Consider the following 18,307-nt stretch of genomic DNA (forward strand, 5'->3'; position numbering starts at 1 on the left):
CTAAAAGTAATAACTCTTCCACTGCAAAAATTAGTCCGGATAAGTTAGTCTTCAATGCAACCAACTGGAATGTGCCACAAAAAATAGAAATTATGGGGAATAACAATAAAGATAAACAGCGCGATTTTATCATAAATTACTCAATCTCCAGTCAAGATAGCAGATATAAAAGTGAATATATTTCAGTCAATCAAGTCAGTATCGACGCGACTGATGAAGACGTTAAGAATGTTACGATTACGCCCGGTGTGACTCCGATTGAACCAGGGACGTACAGCATCAGGGTGAACACTGCCCCCGTTAATGATGTTCAGGTTACTGCCATCCCCATCATCGATGGAGAGCCACGCTACCCCATTGGCAAAAAAATTCTAGGTTTGACAAGTAAAAGTCTTAGTACAAAAATAAACAAAGAACTTAAGAATCTTTGTAAACAGTATGGTCTAAAAGGATCTGGGACAAAAGCTGAACTTTGTCAAAGGCTTGAACAAGCTGGCAGAACAAGCCAATCCGTGGAGAATCAGCCACCAATACCGGAGGGCTCTAATCTCGTCGTCAGTCCCCAGACGTTGGTCTTTACGCCTGACAACTGGGACAGTCCTCAAAAAATTATCATTGAAAATACCAATAAGAACGACCCTCAAGCTCACGTGGATATTGGTTACTCCGTTGTCAGTAATGATATTCAATACAATAGCAAGGCAAAAGTTGAAGTTAATGAAGATGATAACATGGAAATGATAGTTATTTCATTGGAGAACAATGAAACACTAGTTACACTTATGAATTCAGAAAAATATAAATTAGAATACAAGCAACTTCTGACCGAAGACGAGTGGCTTGAAATTGAAGATTTTATTTATACGGTAGACTTTGATATTGATCAGGAACCAGAAGTAGGCATCGGAGCTGAAGCGTTAAAACAGCTCTTGAAAGATTTAAACTTACAAGTTATTGCAGAAGAGATTCGTGAAGAAGTGATAAAAAGTAAAGGCCAAAAGAGAGCTAGGCTGATTAAACGATTGCGGGTAATTGATAATTTTATTGCTACAAAGTCCCGGCCAGAGTGGATGGTGCTAGACAACTTGCCCGTGATTCCACCAGACCTGCGGCCCATGGTGCAGTTGGATGGTGGGCGTTTTGCCACCAGTGATCTGAATGACCTGTATCGACGTGTGATTAACCGTAACAATCGTCTGGCTAGATTGCAGGAAATTCTTGCCCCTGAGATCATTATCCGCAACGAAAAGCGGATGCTTCAGGAAGCCGTCGATGCCTTGATTGACAACGGGCGACGGGGCCGTGTGGTTGTGGGCGCCAATAATCGTTCCTTTAAGTCTCTCAGTGATATTATTGAAGGCAAGCAAGGCCGCTTCCGCCAAAATCTTTTGGGGAAACGAGTTGATTACTCTGGACGCTCCGTAATCGTGGTGGGTCCCAGTCTCAAGATCCATCAATGTGGTTTGCCTAAGGAGATGGCCATTGAGCTGTTTCAACCTTTTGTGATTCATCACTTAATTCGCCAAAATATTGTCAATAATATTAAATCAGCCAAGAAAATGATCCAACGAAACGATGATGAGGTGATGCTTGTTCTTCAGGAGGTGATTGATGGACATCCCATCTTGTTGAACCGCGCTCCCACGTTACACCGTTTGGGTATCCAGGCTTTTGAGCCCAAGCTGGTGGATGGTCGTGCAATTCAACTCCATCCTCTGGTTTGCCCAGCCTACAACGCGGACTTTGACGGAGACCAAATGGCTGTCCATGTGCCTTTGGCTCTGGAGGCTCAAGCTGAAGCCCGACTGTTAATGCTGGCCAGCAACAACGTGCTCTCCCCCGCCACAGGCACCCCCATCATCACCCCATCCCAGGACATGGTTCTGGGCGCGTACTACCTGACCGCCGAGTCTCCTGACGCCGCCGCCACCAGGAAACCACCCTACGGCAGCCATCGCCACACCTATGCCTCCTTGTCAGACGTGAGCAGTGCCTATGACCAGGGACTCCTCAACCTGCATGATTGGGTGTGGGTCCGCTTCCATGGGGACGTGGACAATCCTGACGAGGCGGATCGCCCCCACCGCGTGGAGAAATTTAAGGATGGCACCCGACTTGAGCACTGGAAGTTTCGCTGTGACCGTTTGGACAGTAGCGGCCGCCTGTTCAGCCGCATGATCTTGACCACAGTGGGTCGTGTTGTGTTGAACTACGCCATTAATACGGTGATCAACACCCATAACGTCAAACTTCAACCACCTGATTCCGCCTTCACCGCCGCTTAACGCTTCACCTCCCTCCACCACCCTCCAATTCCCCTGTTCTTCAGTTCTCCCTCCACCACCCATGACTCTTAGCAACTCTCAGCCCATGACTTCTTTGGCCAGTTCAACCACTACTGTGTTGAGTTCAGGGACCCCACTGGCCCAGAAGGGAACCCACGAGACGAAGTCTCGCCTTGTCTTTCGCAACCGAGTCATTGACAAAAAGGGGCTACGCAATCTCATCGCTTGGACGTACAAGGAGTTTGGCACTTCCGCTACAATGGCTATTGCTGATGAGCTGAAGGACTTGGGATTTCACTATGCGACTCAAGCGGCTGTTTCAATCTCCGTAGATGACCTGAGAATTCCTGAAGACAAGAAAGGACTTCTCAACGAAGCTGAGGAAGAGATTGCCCACACAGAAGAACGTTATCGGTTGGGAGAAATCACAGAGGTTGAGCGGCACACAAAAGTAATTGATACATGGACAGAAACAAATGAGCGTCTTGTTGAAGCTGTCAAGAGAACGTTCACGCAACATGATCCCTTGAATTCTGTCTGGATGATGGCCAACTCCGGCGCCAGGGGCAACATGTCCCAGGTGCGACAGTTGGTGGGCATGCGTGGACTGATGGCTAATCCTCAAGGAGAGATTATTGATCTGCCGATTCGGACGAACTTCCGTGAAGGCCTGACAGTTACAGAATACGTGATCTCTTCCTACGGAGCGCGTAAAGGTCTGGTGGATACAGCTCTACGTACAGCCGACTCCGGTTACCTTACTCGTCGTCTAGTGGATGTTGCCCAAGACATGATTGTCCGTGATGAAGATTGTGGCACTCAGCGGGGCATTATCATCAACGCTGATGAAAAAGGAAGCTATCAAAGTAAACTGATAGGGCGTTTAACGGCTGAGAATATTGAGCAACTAGTTAAAGTCACTCATGTGGTAATTCTTGGTGGTACGTTGCAGCTCTGTAGTGATAAAACGGTTTTGAAATGCTTTGACAAAGGTGTCTTGGTACAGCCAGGGGACGAGTTGCAAGGAGATCTGAAAAGTTCATCACTAGCTCTTGTACAAGCTGTCAAGACTCGGGAAGGATCCGCATTGCTGATGAGTGAGCTTCCTCAGAAAACATGGAAAACTGAGCCCGGGACTTCTTTGAAAGTTGCCGATGGCAGTTGGGTTGAGGCAGAGACGATGCTGACCGCAGAAATCGCCAGTCCTAACAAAGGCCTTGTCATTGTGAGTGAGAGCAACGGGATCTTATATATTAGCCTTCTTAAGGGTTCTTTACATGTCTGTGAAGACAAGAAAGCTTTAAAACTATTTGAGAAAGGCTTATTGGTTAAGCCAAAGGACACCTTATCAAAAAGTTTAATAGTAAGTAAATACACATATGTACGATCTGTTGTGTCTAACCAGGATACCGCTTTGTTCCTTAGTGAATTTGTTTCTCAAGAAGAGTATACTATTAATGCAGAAGCTCTTCTCGTTAAGAAGAATCAGTGGGTTGAGCGCGATACTAAGCTTTCTGATGGTATGTTACTTTCTAATGATGTATTAAGTACAATTTCAGGAGTTGTTAGTACTTATCCAATTAAAAAAGAGAAGAAAGAACTTCTGTTGCCTCGCAACGAAGAAATTAGTTTGGAGATCAGTCAGCAGCTTGAAAAACGTCAGGTTAAAGCAGTGAAAGTCCGCTCGCCCCTCACCTGCGAGACGCCAAAATCCGTCTGCCGCCGTTGCTATGGCTGGGCTTTAGCCCACAACGAGTTGGTTGATCTGGGGGAAGCTGTGGGCATTGTGGCTGCCCAGTCCATTGGTGAGCCTGGTACCCAACTGACCATGCGTACTTTCCATACTGGTGGCGTGAGCACGGCAGAAACGGGCACTGTACGCTCTACCTTGGCCGGTACCGTTAACCTTGGTGACCAGGCCCGGGTACGCCCCTACCGCACGCCCCATGGCGTTAATGCTTACATTGCGGAGACAGATTTCCAGTTGACTGTCAAATCTACTTCCGGCGAAAAGCAAGCTGTTTCTATTACCTCCGGTTCTGTTCTGTTTGCCGAGGATGGCAGTGCCGTCAAGCGTGACGATGTGCTGGGTCAGATTGCAGGTGGCAACGTGAAGAAGAGTGTTGAGAAAGCCACCAAGGATGTCATCTGTGACTTGGCTGGTCAGGTCAAGTATGATAAGGAGATTCAACCTCGGGAAGCCACGGATCGTCAAGGCAACGTTACCGTCAAAGCACAGAGGCTAGGCCAGCTTTGGGTACTCAGCGGGGATGTTTATAACCTGCCTCCCAATGCCGAGCCAGTCGTTGAGGCTGGTTGCGCAGTTCAAGCAGGGGATGTGCTTGCAGAAAGTCGTTTGCGGAGCGAGTATGGTGGTGATGTGCGCTTACGGGATGCCACAGGCGACTCACGTGAAGTGCAAATTGTTACAGCTAAGCTCACCATCAAAGATCTCAAGCTGGTCCATGAGAGTAGTCATGTTGGTGAGCTATGGAACTTGCAAACTGAAGATGGTTTAAGCTATCGTCTACATGCTAACCCAGGTAGCAAAATTAGCCATGGTGAGGTTATTGCTGAGTTAAGTGATGAGCGCTTCAAAACTCAAAGCGGCGGTCTGGTAAAGTTCAGCCCAGGTTTGAGCATTAAAAGAGCCCGTTCAGCGAAGCATGGATTTGAGTTATCTCACGGGGGAACTTTATTGTGGATTCCCCAAGAAACTCATGAAATTAACAAAGATATTTCTTTGTTAATGGTTAAAAATTATCAAAAAATTGAAGCTGGAACTGAAGTGGTTAAGGATATTTTTAGTCAAACTTCAGGAATTGTAACCGTTGTCCAGAAAAATGATATTTTAAGAGAAATCACTGTGCGAAATGGTAATATATATTACTGTGACGTCAATAATTCTAGCCATAAAGAAGCTCTTGAGCGCTTCTCTGAAGAAGGTATGCTTGTTAACCCTGGAGATGTGCTGATCGAAGGTGAGCTGACTGCCGAGAACATCTACTATGTAGAATCTGTGGCAGACCCATCTGAGGGTAGTCCTTTTCTGCTCCTGCGTCCCGTTGAGGAATTTGCAATTCCAGACGATGCCTATGTTCCTGCCACCACCCAAGTCAAGCAACCCAAAGGACCATCCATGGCCTTAAAAGCACAACAGCGTTTGATGTTTAAGGATGGTGAACTGGTGAAGTCTGTGGAGCCGGTGGAGCTTTTGCGCACTCAAGTGATTTTGGAAACCTCTGACACAACACCGCAGATGACTGTTGACGTGGAAGTGGTTCCCGGTCGCACTAAGAAGAGTCAACGTCTCAGTATGGTGATTTTGGAAAGTCTCCTGGTGCGCCGTGATACCCTTTCTGATGCAACCCATGGTTCTACCCACACGGAATTGAAAATAGAGGATGGAAAGCGTGTCAAGCCAGGCCAGGTGATCGCCACAACTCAGATTCTCTGTAAGGAAGATGGTGTAGTACAAATTCCCCCACTTGAAGCACGCATTAATAAACCTGAAGGTACTACACTTGAGAAAGATACTGTCATTGAGCTTTCTAAAGTAGAAAAATTGAATAGAGAAGTAAAGAATAAAAACGAGAAACCAGCCGAATTTGAAACTGAGCCGGTGCGAAGATTAATTGTGGAGCGAGAATCTGATACTTGCAATATTGTAATTCCAGATGAAACTTCTGTGGATGTAAAACCTGGAGAACGCCTTGTCCAAGGAGATACTTTGGTGAAGCATCAGGAGGGCTTGTCTGACTGCCAAGTAAAAATCCGCAGCGGCAACGTCCATTTTTGCCAGGACAAGCATGCGCATGAGCCTTTCCGTAAAGGTCAACTGGTCTACCCATGGCAGCCCATCACTGAAGACCTTCGGACAGATACTTTAGCATGCGTCGAGGCCGTCGAGACCCCAGAAGGTCCTGCCTTATTGGTCAGTCCCTTTGACCAGCAACAGACCTGTCCCATTCACGCAAGCACCCAACAGGTTCATCGTCATGGTCAGTGGGTGGACAAGGGCACGGAGCTGGTGGCTACAAGCAGCCAAGTCCGTGGTCTTGCCAAAGTCACTAAGAATTCCCAAAGCCAGACTGTGAGCATTCGTAGTGGCCAGTTAATACCTTGTACGAATAAGAACACCTTGGAGTGTTTTCAGCAAGGCCAATTGGTGATCGAAGGCTGTACTTTAGATGAAGATGTCATATTAGATACGCTCACATTCGTGGAGTCTGTGGATGGACCAGGGGGGCCAATGTTGCTGTTGAGCCCTGTTCAGGAGTTTACCATCCCACAACAATTCCATTTATTTAACCAGGATACCCCTCTTCTTGTTGTCAGCGGCCAGTGGGTTGAAGCTGATACTGAAATCATGCCAGATATCTACAGTAAGCTATCTGGTGTTGTAATAATTGATCACAATGAACAAGAACTAATAATTTATCATGGCATACTGCAAATGTGTCAAGAACAGTCAACTTTAGATCACTTTAAAGAAGGTTTATTATCTGATATGAATGATAAAATGATCCCTGAAAATCCATCTAAAAATCCGGAGGAACGGCAAAATTTCTCCGCAATCTATGTTCAATCTGTTGATACACCAGAAGGCTCTGCTCTTTTGCTTAGTCCAGTATATGCTAAAACGTTTAATATTCCAGAAAATATTCATGTATTTGATCCAGATGTAAGCTTGTCAGTTACTGATGGGCAATGGGTAGAACCTGGAACACGCCTGACTGAGGCCTCTGTCACCAGCCAGAGAGAAGGTGTTGCAGTTCTTACAGATAAGAGCATCACCATTCTTTCTGGAGAACAGTATCTCTGCGATAATCAGAACATCCTAAAGCGCTTCTATAAGGGCATGCTAGTGGATCCGGGTGTTGTTTTAGTGGATGACCTTATTACAGATGTGTTGACCTATGTTCAGTCTGTAGAGACTCCCCAAGGCTCTGCTCTTTTGATCAGTCCCCTTTCTCAAGATGTGTACCAGATTAACCGCAACCAAACTCCACTTCAGGTGCAACAAGGGGACTACATACAGCGTGGCGACATGGTGGCCCAAGGATTGCAGACGAAGCAATCCGGCATTGTAGTGATTGGCGAGGTTCATGTAACCTCCCCCACCAGTGGTGTTGTGGAAGCTATTCGTCCCGGTTGGTTGCGCCTCCGAGTTGGCCGCCCTTATATGGTTTCCCCAGAATCCATCCTTCATGTTCGAGATGGTGGTCTGGTGCAGCGCGGTGATGCCCTTGCTCTGCTGGTGTTTGAGCGTGCCAAAACAGGTGATATTGTGCAAGGCCTGCCTCGTATTGAAGAACTGCTGGAAGCACGTCGGCCTCGCGATGCTTCTGTGCTGTGTCAGAGTTCCGGGCATGTGAAACTGGAGATTGGTGAGGATGAAGAAGTGTTGGTTAAAGTTATTGAGGATCAACAGGGAGATGGTTCTTATGATATCCCTGCAAATCACAACATGTTTGGGGGGGCGATCAAAGCAAGTAAGCCAGCTCCATGGGATGAGGATCAACACAAGACAGCACTCCTGGGTGCGGGTGAATTGAGTACAATGATGGTGAAGGCTCTGCAGGATCTTTGCCGTTGCCATGGCCTGAAGGGCTACACCCAATGGAAGAAGCTAGAGCTGTGCCGCAGGCTGGAGCGGGCTGGCGTCACAGCGCCACCCCCGACGTTGCAGGACCTTAAGGCTGAGCAATTGATTGAGCTTGTGGAGAAGTTGGACCCTTCTGGAGTGCAGCGTGCCAAACTGCTTAAGGGCGACTTCAACCAAAAAACACTGGCTGAGCTGGAAGAACTGGCCAAACAGCACCAGCTCAAGACCATTACTCATCATAAGGCTATAGGAAGAAAGGCCAGTCTTATTCAGCGACTGAAAGACGCAAATGTTTCTATGCAAACATCTTCTCTCAACACACTAAACAAAAAAGATCTTGTTATCTTTGTCAATAAAATTGATCCCTCTAAAGAGAAACGCGCAGCTTTTCTCGAGGGTAGCTTTGCTGATGAGTCGTCTCGACAGCTTAAGCAGTATTGCAAGGTCCATGGACTGAAGGCCTATTCCAAGCTCAATAAGCCAGCACTTTGCGCGGCTCTGGAGAAGGCTGGTGTGCAGGCGCCGCCCCGCCCCTTGGAGAAGTTGGAGCTGTCGCAACTTGCACAACTTGCCGACAAGCTCGATTCGACAGGAGATAAAGCTGCAACTTTGCTTCAACAGAGTCTTGAGCAGCAACCGATCAAGGTGTTGCAAAACCTGTGCAAAGAGCATGGTCTGAAATCGTCGCCGCAGCAGGGGCAGTCTGCTAAAAAGGCTGAGCTCTGCAAAAAACTGAGCCAGGCTGGTATTCTCCCCCCACCCCAGTCCCTGGATCAACTCAAGAAAGACGATCTTATTGCGTTGATTCGGCAGATGAAGGCTTCAGCGTCCATTGAGATGCCTGCTTTGGCTCAACCCATGATGACAGAAGATGATCGCGTTCACGTCTACGATATTCCCTTGGGGCGCAATATTATGGTTTCGGATGGTCACCAGGTCCAGGCGGGAAGTGCTTTAACCGACGGACCGATCAACCCCCACGACCTCCTGGATATTCACTTCAAGGATCTGCTGCGCCGCCGTCAATCCACGATGCAGGCCGCCCAAGGGGCCATTGCTACTGTGCAACAGCGCTTGGTGGACGAGGTGCAGTCGGTATACCGGTCCCAGGGTGTCATCATTGATAACAAACACATTGAGGTGATCGTGCGCCAAATGACCAGCAAGGTGCGCATTGAAGATGCCGGGGACACCACGCTTCTGCCCGGAGAGTTGGTTGAGCTGCCCCAGGTGGCCAAAACTAATGCAGCGATTGCCGAGACCGGTGGCATGCAAGCTCAGTTTTCTCCCATGCTCTTGGGCATCACCAAAGCTTCCCTCAATACCGATAGTTTTATTTCCGCTGCCAGTTTCCAGGAGACCACGCGGGTGTTGACAGAAGCAGCAATTGAGGGCAAAAGCGATTTGCTCCGTGGCTTGAAGGAGAACGTGATCATTGGCCGTTTGATTCCTGCCGGCACAGGCTTTGATGGGTTTGATGATCAGCTGCGGGACGAGGCTGGCCCCCATCCCGATATTCTTGATGATGATCAAACCGGTTACCGCCGCCTATCCAGCCTGCGACCGGATTATACCATAGAGATCCCCGTTCCCAGTCACTCTGCTCCCGTTCTAGATGATCCATCCGATGAGCAGTTGCGCAAAGCTCGTCGTCGGATTGATGACACCAGTGGTAGTTCTACCGCCTTGACACGCCCAGGTGAGCACCACGACCAGGGGACCACCATGTTCCCACCAGAGATCCCCCCCGAGAAACGGGACGACAGGACCGAAGAGCCTGAGCAAAACTGGCAGAACCCGGAGGAGAACCTTATCCATGACAGTATACAGGTGGAAGCTCTGGACACGGAGTCTCAGTCCATGGATGAAGGGTTTGAACTTTAAGCCCTGATCTCTTTCCTTGATTATTATCTTCAATCATCATGCTTGAGCCTCGCACTGTTCCACAACGTCGTCGACCTGCCTATGGATTCCACAGCCATGTGGAGCGACTCAACGGGCGCATTGCCATGGTGGGTTTTATGGCTCTACTGCTGGTGGAAATCCTGTTGGGGCACGGACTGCTGGTGTGGAAGTAAGCCAACTTCATCCCCCCCACGGGAATCCCGCCCCGGAAGCCTTGGTGCTTCTGGGGATGTCGCCTGAAGACCTGCAGACCTGGCTGACCTCAACCGGTCAGCCTTCCTACCGCGCCCGTCAACTGCGACAGTGGATCTATCAGCGAGGGGCACGGCATCTGGGCGCCATCACCGTGCTGCCGCGCCGTTGGCGGGAGGCTCATCAGGATGTCAGCATTGGGCGCTCTCGGCCGGTGCAGCAGGTTCAGGCTGGAGACGGCACCACCAAGCTGTTACTGGAGCTTGAGGACGGGCATACCATTGAAGCTGTGGGGATTCCCACCGCAGAGCGATTAACAGTCTGTGTATCCAGCCAGGTGGGATGTCCCATGACCTGTCGCTTTTGTGCCACGGGCAAAGGGGGATTGCAGCGCTCCCTGGCCAGCCACGAGATCATTGATCAGGTGCTCAGCCTGGGGGAGGCCATGGGACGTCAACCCACCCATATGGTGTTTATGGGAATGGGGGAGCCGCTGCTCAATATTGCCGCGGTGTTAAGCAGCATTCAGTGTTTCTGCCGTGATCTAGGCATTGGCCAGCGGCGCATCACCGTCAGTACCGTGGGTATTCCCCACCACATCAACACTCTTGCGCAGCAGGCCCACCAGGTGTTGGGTCGCAGCCAGTTCACCCTGGCCGTGAGCCTCCATGCTCCCAACCAGCCCTTGCGGGAGTACTTGATTCCCACAGCCAAGGCTTACCTGCTGGAGGACCTGCTGGAGGACTGTCGCGCCTACGTGGCCCAAACCGGACGGCGGGTGAGTTTTGAGTACGTTCTTCTGGCGGGCATCAACGATCAACCCCGCCATGCAGAGGAACTGGCGCAGCGGGTCCGAGGCTTTCAAAGCCATGTCAACCTCATGGCCTACAACCCGATTGCAGAGGAAGACTTTCAACGTCCTCATTCCCGGCAGGTGGAACGCTTCCGGCGGATCCTGACCCGACAGGGTGTGGCGGTGAGTGTGCGCTCCAGCCGGGGCCTAGATCAGGATGCCGCCTGCGGCCAGTTGCGCCGCCGTTGGGCAGCCAGCACCGCTGGCCCTATTCCACGGTGACGCTCTTGGCCAGGTTGCGAGGCTGATCCACGTCCAAGCCCCGGTGGGCCGCCACGTGGTAGGCCAACAGTTGCATGGGCACGGTGGTCAAGAGTGGTGAGACCAGTTCATGGACGGGGGGAATGGGCAGCAGCACGTCAAAAATCTCCGTGTCCCCACAGACGGGGCCAATGCCAATGAGGCGGGCATCACGGGCCTTGGCCTCCTGGGCATTGGACAGAACCTTCTCAAACACCGGTCCAGGCATGGCGATGGACACCACCGGCACGTGCTGGTCCAGCAGGGCAATAGGACCATGCTTCATCTCGCCAGCAGGGTAGCCCTCCGCATGGATGTAGCTGATTTCCTTCAACTTCAGTGCCCCTTCCAGGGCAATGGGATAGTTGATGCCACGCCCCAGATAAATCATGCTCCTGGTTTCTGCGAACCTGTGGGCCAGGTCCGCACAGCACTGGTCCATGGTGCGCAGCACCTGGGACAGTTGCTCCGGCAGTTGGGCCAGCGCTTCCCGGCAGGCTCTCACCTGGGCTGAGGCCTCATGGCGCTGGCTGGCCAGGTGCAGGGCAATGGCGTAAAAGGCCAGCATCTGGCCGAGAAAGGTTTTGGTGGCCGCCACACCGGTTTCCACCCCGGCCTTCAGGTCCAGGATGTGGGGCGCTTGGCGCCCGAGGGAGCTGTCGATGCGGTTGGTGATGCCCAACAGCCGCGGCGGGGTACCGGGCTCCAGGGCACGATGCCGCTCCATCTCAATGGTGAGGGCTGCCATTGTATCAGCGGTTTCTCCCGACTGGGTCACCCCAATGGTGAGGGTATGGGGCAGCAGTGGCGGTGGCGCATAGCGAAATTCACTGGCGTAATGTACACTGCTGGGAATCCCGGCCAACTGCTCAAGGAGATGGGCCCCCACCAGGGCGGCATGGCGGCTGGTGCCACAGGCCAGAATCTGCACCCGCTCCACGTTGCGGAGAACCGTCGTCAGGCTCTCCTCGGCCGTCGTCTCCAGGCAGCGCTCCACCCAGGCCGCTGCCACATCCGCCTGCTCATGGATTTCCTTGAGCATGAAGTGACGAAACTGCCGTTTATCGGCGGTGTAGTCGCCCCCGCGCAGCGGCTGGGGAGTGCGTTGAGTCCGCTGGCCGGATTCATCAAACAACTCCACCCCCAGGGGGGTGAGACGGGCCATCTCCCCGTCCTCCAGACTGACAATGCTGCTGGCAACACCGGCCAGGGGAGGGGTGTCTGAGGCACAGAAAAACTGCCCCTCTCCCAAGCCAACAACGAGGGGGGCACGATAGCGCACCACGACCAACTCCTTGGGTTGGCCCAGCCAGATGACTGCCAGGGCGTAGGCTCCTTGCAACTGTTGAACCGCCTGGGCCACCGCAAGACGCAGCAGGCTTGTTGGGGGCACTGTTCCCCCCAAGTCCTTCAGGGCCTGGGCCACTAGGTGAGGGATCACCTCCGTATCCGTGTCGGACCTGAAGTGAACGCCCTGCTGCTCCAGGCGCTGGCGCAGGAGACGGTGGTTTTCGATGATGCCGTTTTGAACCACCGCCACCTGGTTGGCCTCATCCAACTGGGGATGGGCGTTGCGGGCGTCCGGCTTGCCGTGGGTGGCCCAGCGGGTGTGGCCAATGCCACAGCATCCGGCCACGGGAGTCTTCTCCAGCTTCTCCCACAGGTGAGCGAGCTTCCCCTCTGCTTTGCAGCAGTGAAGTTGGTTGCTGGTCAGCGTAGCTAGACCGGAAGAGTCGTAGCCACGGTACTCAAGGTGCTGGAGACCTTGCAGCAAAAGGGGGGCTGCTTCGCGGAAACCAATCGTTGCCACGATGCCACACATACCTCACCACCGCCGAGACTGGGCTCAGTTTGACAGTTGGGGCATGGTGGCGCCAGTGGCCATGGTCCTTTCAGTGATGAAACCGCGACCTTGAACCGCAAGGGGCCTAGTAGGCCAGGCCCATACTGCGGGTTGTCTCGTCGCCCAGGTAGACGCGGATGCTGAGAAAGTCTGTTGGGCAAGCGGTTTCACAACGCTTGCAGCCGATGCAATCCTCAGTGCGGGGAGAGGAGGCAATCTGGCCAGCCTTGCAGCCGTCCCAGGGAACCATCTCCAGCACATCCAGAGGGCAGGCGCGCACGCACTGGGTGCAGCCAATGCAGGTGTCGTAGATCTTGACGCTGTGGGACATGCCCGAAGTTACGAACAATTGCTCTCTGAGCTTATGCAGTAACTTTCCGCTCATCCGCAAGATGCAACGATCACGTCACGGTTGTTTACCTGGCATGGGTCCCGGTGGCCAGGGGGTCCAGTAAAGTGCTTGGCTGCACCCGCAAGTCCCCAAACCCCATGAGCGATCCTCTCGCCACCCTTGAACAGGACGTCATCGACATTGTTTCCGACGTGCTCAGTGTCACTGACAGGCCGGTCACCCAGGAGAGCCACTTCCAAAACGACCTGGGGGCGGATTCTCTTGACACGGTTGAGCTGGTGATGGCCCTTGAGGAAAAGTTCGAGATCGACATTCCGGACGAGGCCGCCGAAGGAATCACCACCGTGGGTGAAGCGGTGGCGTACATCCGTGAGCAGCGCTCCTCCGCGTCAGAGGAGGGTTGATGGCAGCTTCCCGGCCCACCGTCCCTACGCTCTGACATCATGCCCACTTCCGCAGGACCACGCCGTGTTGTGGTGACTGGCCTTGGCGCCGTGACCCCCATTGGCAACGATGTTGAGAGCTATCGGCAAGCGTTGTGCGCCGGTGTCAACGGGGTGGGACCCATCACCCATTTTGACGCCAGTCACCACGGCTGCCGCTTTGCGGCGGAAGTGAAGGACTTTGACCCCAGCGGCCATCTGGACCGCAAAGAGACTAGGCGTTGGGAGCGCTTTTGCCAATTTGGCGTGGTCACCGCGAAGCAGGCCCTGGCCCAGTCCGGACTCAAGATCACCGAGGACAATGCTGACCGTGTTGGCGTGCTGATCGGGTCGGGCATTGGCGGCGTGCTGCTGATGGAGACCCAGGCGCTGGTGATGGACAAGAGGGGTCCTGATCGGGTCAGTCCCTTTACTGTGCCCATGATGATCCCCAATATGGCTGCCGGCCTCACCGCCATTGCCCTGGGGACCCAAGGCCCGAGCAACGCGGTTTGCACCGCCTGCGCGGCCGGCTCCAACGCCATCGGGGACGCCTTTCGCGTCATCCAGTACGGTGATGCGGACGCCATGGTCTGTGGCGGCACTGAGTCCCCCATCTCCCCCCTGAGCGTGGCGGGCTTTGCCAGCGCCCGGGCCCTGTCCTGCCGCAACGAGGACCCGGCCCATGCCAGCCGCCCCTTTGACGCAGAGCGGGACGGCTTTGTGATCGGGGAGGGCTCCGGAATGCTGATTCTGGAAGAACTGAGCCACGCCCAGGCCAGGGACGCCCGCATCCTGGCTGAGGTGATCGGCTACGGCAGCACCTGTGATGCCCACCACGTCACTGCTCCCCCTGCTGGTGGCGGTCCTGCCGCCAAGGCCATGGCCCGCTGCCTGGCGGACGGGCGCCTGGAGCCCAGCCAGGTGGACTACGTCAATGCCCATGGCACCAGCACGGAGGCCAACGACAAGACGGAAACCGCCGCCATTAAAATGGCCTTGGGAGATGATACTGCCCACTCCATCCCCGTGAGTTCCACCAAGTCCATGACCGGTCACCTGCTGGGTGGATCCGGAGGGATTGAAGCCGTGGCCACGGTGTTGGCCCTTACCCACGGCTTCGTGCCCCCCACCATCAACCATGTGACCCCCGACCCGGACTGCGACCTGGATTACGTTCCCAACGAAGCCCGGGAGTTGGCGGTCAACGTTGCCCTGTCCAATTCCTTCGGCTTTGGCGGGCACAATGTTTGCCTGGCATTCCGGCGCTGGAGTTAAGTGGCGCTGGAACCAGTTCTTGTTTCCCAATCCTCCTCCCCCACCATTCACCCCTTCCTGCCCCATGGTTGCCGCACCTGTTTCCATTGACACCCTCTGCGTTAACAGCATCCGCTTTCTGGCTATTGATGCGGTTAACCAGGCCAAAAGTGGTCACCCCGGCCTGCCCATGGGTGCGGCCCCCATGGGCTATGCCCTCTGGGACAAGGTGATGCGCCATAACCCCAAGAACCCCAAGTGGTTCAACCGGGATCGCTTTGTCCTCTCCGCCGGCCATGGCTGCATGTTGCTCTATGCCCTGCTGCACCTGACGGGCTATGACAGCGTGTCTCTGGAGGACATCAAGCAATTCCGTCAGTGGGGCTCTAAAACACCAGGCCATCCGGAAACCTTTGAAACCGCCGGTGTTGAAGTGACCACCGGTCCTCTGGGATCTGGCACGGCCAATGCCGTCGGCCTGGCCATTGCGGAGGCCCACCTGGCGGCCCGGTTCAATCGACCGGACTGCACCGTCGTGGATCACTACACCTACGTCATCATGGGAGACGGCTGCAACCAGGAGGGTGTGGCCTCGGAGGCCTGCTCCCTGGCGGGTCACCTGAAGCTGGGCAAGCTGATCGCCCTCTACGACGATAACCACATCACCATTGACGGGGATACCGGCGTGTCTTTCACCGAGGACGTGCTGAAGCGCTACGAGGCCTACGGCTGGCATGTGCAGCACGTCCCCGACGGCAACATCGACGTGGACGGCATCACCAAGGCCATCGAGGCCGCCAAGGCCGTCAAGGATCGCCCCAGCCTCATCAAGGTGACCACCACCATTGGCTACGGCTCCCCTAACAAGAGCAACACCGGCGGCGTCCACGGAACTCCCCTGGGATCGGAAGAGGCCCAGCTCACCCGGGAAAGCCTGGGCTGGGACTACGGCCTGTTTGACGTGCCTCAGGAGGCCTACGACCAGTTCCGCCAGGCGGTGGAGCGGGGCGCTGCTGCAGAAGCCCAGTGGAACCAGACCCTGAGCGACTACCGCAAGAACTACCCCGCCGCGGCGGCCGAGTTCGAGCGGATGTTGCGGGGCGAGTTGCCCCAAGGCTGGGATCAGAACCTGCCCATGTACACCCCGGAAGATAAGGGTCTGGCCACACGGAAACACTCTCAACTGTGCCTGGCGGCCCTGGGACCGCGGCTGCCGGAACTCATTGGCGGCTCCGCCGACCTGACCCACTCCAACTACACGGACATCAAGGGGGAAACGGGGTCCTTCCAGCCGGAAACACCGGAGAAGCGCTACCTGCATTTCGGGGTGCGGGAACATGCCATGGCGGCCGTGATCAACGGCATCGCCTACCACGACAGCGGTTTGATCCCCTATGGGGGCACCTTCCTGGTGTTTGCGGACTACATGCGGGGCTCCATGCGCCTTTCCGCCGTCTCGGGGCTGGGGGTCATCTACATCCTCACCCATGATTCCGTCGGAGTGGGGGAAGACGGCCCCACCCACCAGCCCGTGGAAACCATGGCCTCCTTGCGGGCCATGCCCAACATGGTGGTGATCCGTCCGGGGGACGGCAATGAAACCAGCGGCGCCTACAAGGTGGCCATCCGCAACCGGAAACGTCCCACGGTGTTGGCCCTCAGCCGCCAGGGTATGGCCAACCAGACTAATTCTTCCGCCGACAAGGTGGCCCAGGGGGCTTATGTCCTGGAGGACTGCGCCGGTGTGCCCGAGTTGATTCTCATCGGCACCGGCAGTGAACTGGATCTCTGCGTCCAGGCGGCCAAACAGCTCACCGCCATGGGTCACCGGATTCGGGTGGTGTCCATGCCCTCCATGGAGTTGTTCGAGGAGCAAAGCCCCGCCTACCGGGAAGCCGTTCTCCCCACAGCGGTGCGCAAACGCCTCGTGGTGGAAGCTGCGGCGGCGTTTGGGTGGCACAAGTACATCGGCCTGGACGGGGACAGCGTGACCATGGCCCGTTTTGGGGCCTCTGCCCCTGGCGCCACCTGCCTGGAAAAATTCGGCTTCACCACCGCCAACGTGGTGGCCAAGACCCAGGCACTCCTGGCTGCTTAGGTAGCCAGCGCCTGCAGAACCTCCTTGGGACGCAACTGGCTCAAGGGAGGCAGAGGTTTGATGACATCCCGCTGGGGCAAGCGGTGGGGGGCCTCCATTCCCGCCGCCACCAGGGCAGTTCCCGTGAGCACCGCCAACTGGGCCAGACGGGGCTCATCGGTGAGCACCACGTCCACACTGGCCACGGCGGCGGCCTCGGCCAGGACCGTAGCCACCTGGCAGCGTTGAACGCCAGCAGGTTCTTCCACCTCCCCCGCCAGCCAGAGGAGGCGCACCGAGGGAACAGCCTGACCCATGGCCTCCACCAACTCCCGCCAATCCTCTGGCGACCAGCCCCCGACAACTGCACCGGGCGCCAACAGCAAAGCAGGGCCGTTTCCCTGGGGCAGGGACGCTCTGGCCTCTGTCAACGCACTCTGGGGCAGGGGCAGGCGATAGGCATCGGCGTCACAATGCATCCCCAGAGGCTGGAGCCAGGCCGCCAATGCCTGACCACGCCATCCTGGGGTCTGCTGCTCCACCCGCTCTGTCGCGGAAAATCCGCCACTGGCCACCCGCATGGGGATGTGGGTCAGACTCAGCAGCAGATCAATTGACCAGTCCGTGGATAGGTTAAGACTCGCCTGAAAGTCCGGTTCCCGCACGTTTCCCAACAGGTTGGTCCAATCTGCAAGGGACCAGCGCTGATCAAAGGCAAAGGGAATGCAGTGCTCCACCGCTGGAAGCAGGGTCCAGATGTTTGCTGCCCGGGCCGGACAGACCACATGCAGTTGGGCTGATTGTTGTTCTGCCAGTGCGGCCATGGCGGGTAGGGCCTGCAACTGGTCCTCTTCTCCTCCGGGCAGGAGAGCCAGCACCTGCATCATCCAATCGTGGGCGCCCACTCCTTTCAAAGAGTGGAGGGATAGGGACTAGCGTAGCGCACGGAGCACATCCGACGGCTTGTCCGGTAGCCGGCAGGGCGTCCAGTGATCAGGAGCTTTTGGAGAAGTTGCTTTCAAGCAAGTGGAGCAATCAACGACCCAGGAAAACCAGATGGTTAGCGGTGTGCAGCAACTCCGTGATCTTCATCGGCAGTTCATCCACTTTCTGCCAGGTCTCCTTCTGGTCTCTCCGTATCTCCTTCACGTCTTCCCGCAATTCGTCAATCTGCTTATTGACCCTGGCTTCACTGGCCTTGACTTCATACCAGATCAGCCCCAGGAAGACAGCGAAGAAGCCCGCTGGCAACCATTCACTCAGTCCAGGGGGG

General features: G+C 54.8%; 10 protein-coding genes and 1 pseudogene. 7 read left to right on the forward strand and 4 right to left on the reverse strand.

The genetic code is table 11. The features are described 5' to 3' along the window. Positions 1-92 precede the first annotated feature (92 nt). From FLM9_RS07740 to rlmN, 4 genes and pseudogenes are all read left to right on the forward strand, one after another. Positions 93-2,285, forward strand: a complete 2,193-nt coding sequence (locus FLM9_RS07740) for an SAP domain-containing protein (RefSeq protein ID WP_081340275.1) — start codon at positions 93-95, stop codon at positions 2,283-2,285. An 85-nt stretch (positions 2,286-2,370) separates the two neighbouring features. Continuing rightward, positions 2,371-9,381 (forward strand): annotated as a pseudogene (locus FLM9_RS08605) (DNA-directed RNA polymerase subunit beta''); the annotation flags it as partial. A 434-nt stretch (positions 9,382-9,815) separates the two neighbouring features. Continuing rightward, positions 9,816-9,971 carry a CAB/ELIP/HLIP family chlorophyll-binding protein gene (locus FLM9_RS07285; RefSeq protein ID WP_074457949.1) on the forward strand — a complete coding sequence of 52 codons (156 nt, stop codon included), beginning with the start codon at positions 9,816-9,818 and terminating at the stop codon, positions 9,969-9,971. Between the two features lie 56 nt (positions 9,972-10,027). Continuing rightward, positions 10,028-11,065, forward strand: coding sequence for a dual-specificity RNA methyltransferase RlmN (gene rlmN, locus FLM9_RS07290; RefSeq protein WP_074457956.1), 1,038 nt, complete (start codon positions 10,028-10,030; stop codon positions 11,063-11,065). Here the strand turns inward: rlmN and glmS are convergent. Together glmS and psaC are read right to left on the reverse strand one after the other, a co-directional pair. Further along, complete coding sequence (glmS, locus tag FLM9_RS07295; protein WP_074457950.1) at positions 11,052-12,905, reverse strand: glutamine--fructose-6-phosphate transaminase (isomerizing); 1,854 nt, start codon at positions 12,903-12,905, stop codon at positions 11,052-11,054. The genes rlmN and glmS overlap by 14 nt on opposite strands. A 106-nt stretch (positions 12,906-13,011) precedes the next feature. After that, on the reverse strand, positions 13,012-13,257 hold the full coding sequence (gene psaC / locus FLM9_RS07300; protein ID WP_074457951.1) for a photosystem I iron-sulfur center protein PsaC: 246 nt from the start codon (positions 13,255-13,257) through the stop codon (positions 13,012-13,014). Positions 13,258-13,415: 158 nt separating this feature from the next. Here psaC and acpP point away from each other — a divergent pair, with 158 nt between their 5' ends. The 3 genes from acpP (at position 13,416) to tkt (ending at position 17,055) form a co-directional block, all read left to right on the forward strand. Further along, on the forward strand, positions 13,416-13,682 hold the full coding sequence (gene acpP / locus FLM9_RS07305; RefSeq protein ID WP_074457952.1) for an acyl carrier protein: 267 nt from the start codon (positions 13,416-13,418) through the stop codon (positions 13,680-13,682). A gap of 39 nt (positions 13,683-13,721) precedes the next feature. Continuing rightward, entirely contained in the window at positions 13,722-14,978 is a 1,257-nt protein-coding gene (gene fabF / locus FLM9_RS07310; protein WP_074457953.1) for a beta-ketoacyl-ACP synthase II, read from the forward strand. Between the two features lie 64 nt (positions 14,979-15,042). Beyond that, positions 15,043-17,055: a transketolase gene (gene tkt, locus FLM9_RS07315; protein ID WP_074457954.1), complete on the forward strand. Its 2,013-nt coding sequence runs from the start codon at positions 15,043-15,045 to the stop codon at positions 17,053-17,055. On the opposite strand, the gene FLM9_RS07320 is transcribed toward tkt, so the two are convergent. Together FLM9_RS07320 and FLM9_RS08260 are read right to left on the reverse strand one after the other, a co-directional pair. Continuing rightward, on the reverse strand, positions 17,052-17,921 hold the full coding sequence (locus FLM9_RS07320; protein WP_257243055.1) for a glycosyltransferase family 9 protein: 870 nt from the start codon (positions 17,919-17,921) through the stop codon (positions 17,052-17,054). The two genes, tkt and FLM9_RS07320, sit on opposite strands and share 4 nt — an antisense overlap. 148 nt (positions 17,922-18,069) lie before the next feature. Next, positions 18,070-18,307 (reverse strand): hypothetical protein (locus tag FLM9_RS08260; protein WP_180365341.1); only part of this gene is annotated, 238 nt, incomplete at its 5' end.

Source organism: Candidatus Synechococcus spongiarum, from assembly GCF_900047545.1.
GTDB lineage: Bacteria > Cyanobacteriota > Cyanobacteriia > PCC-6307 > Cyanobiaceae > Synechococcus_B > Synechococcus_B spongiarum_C.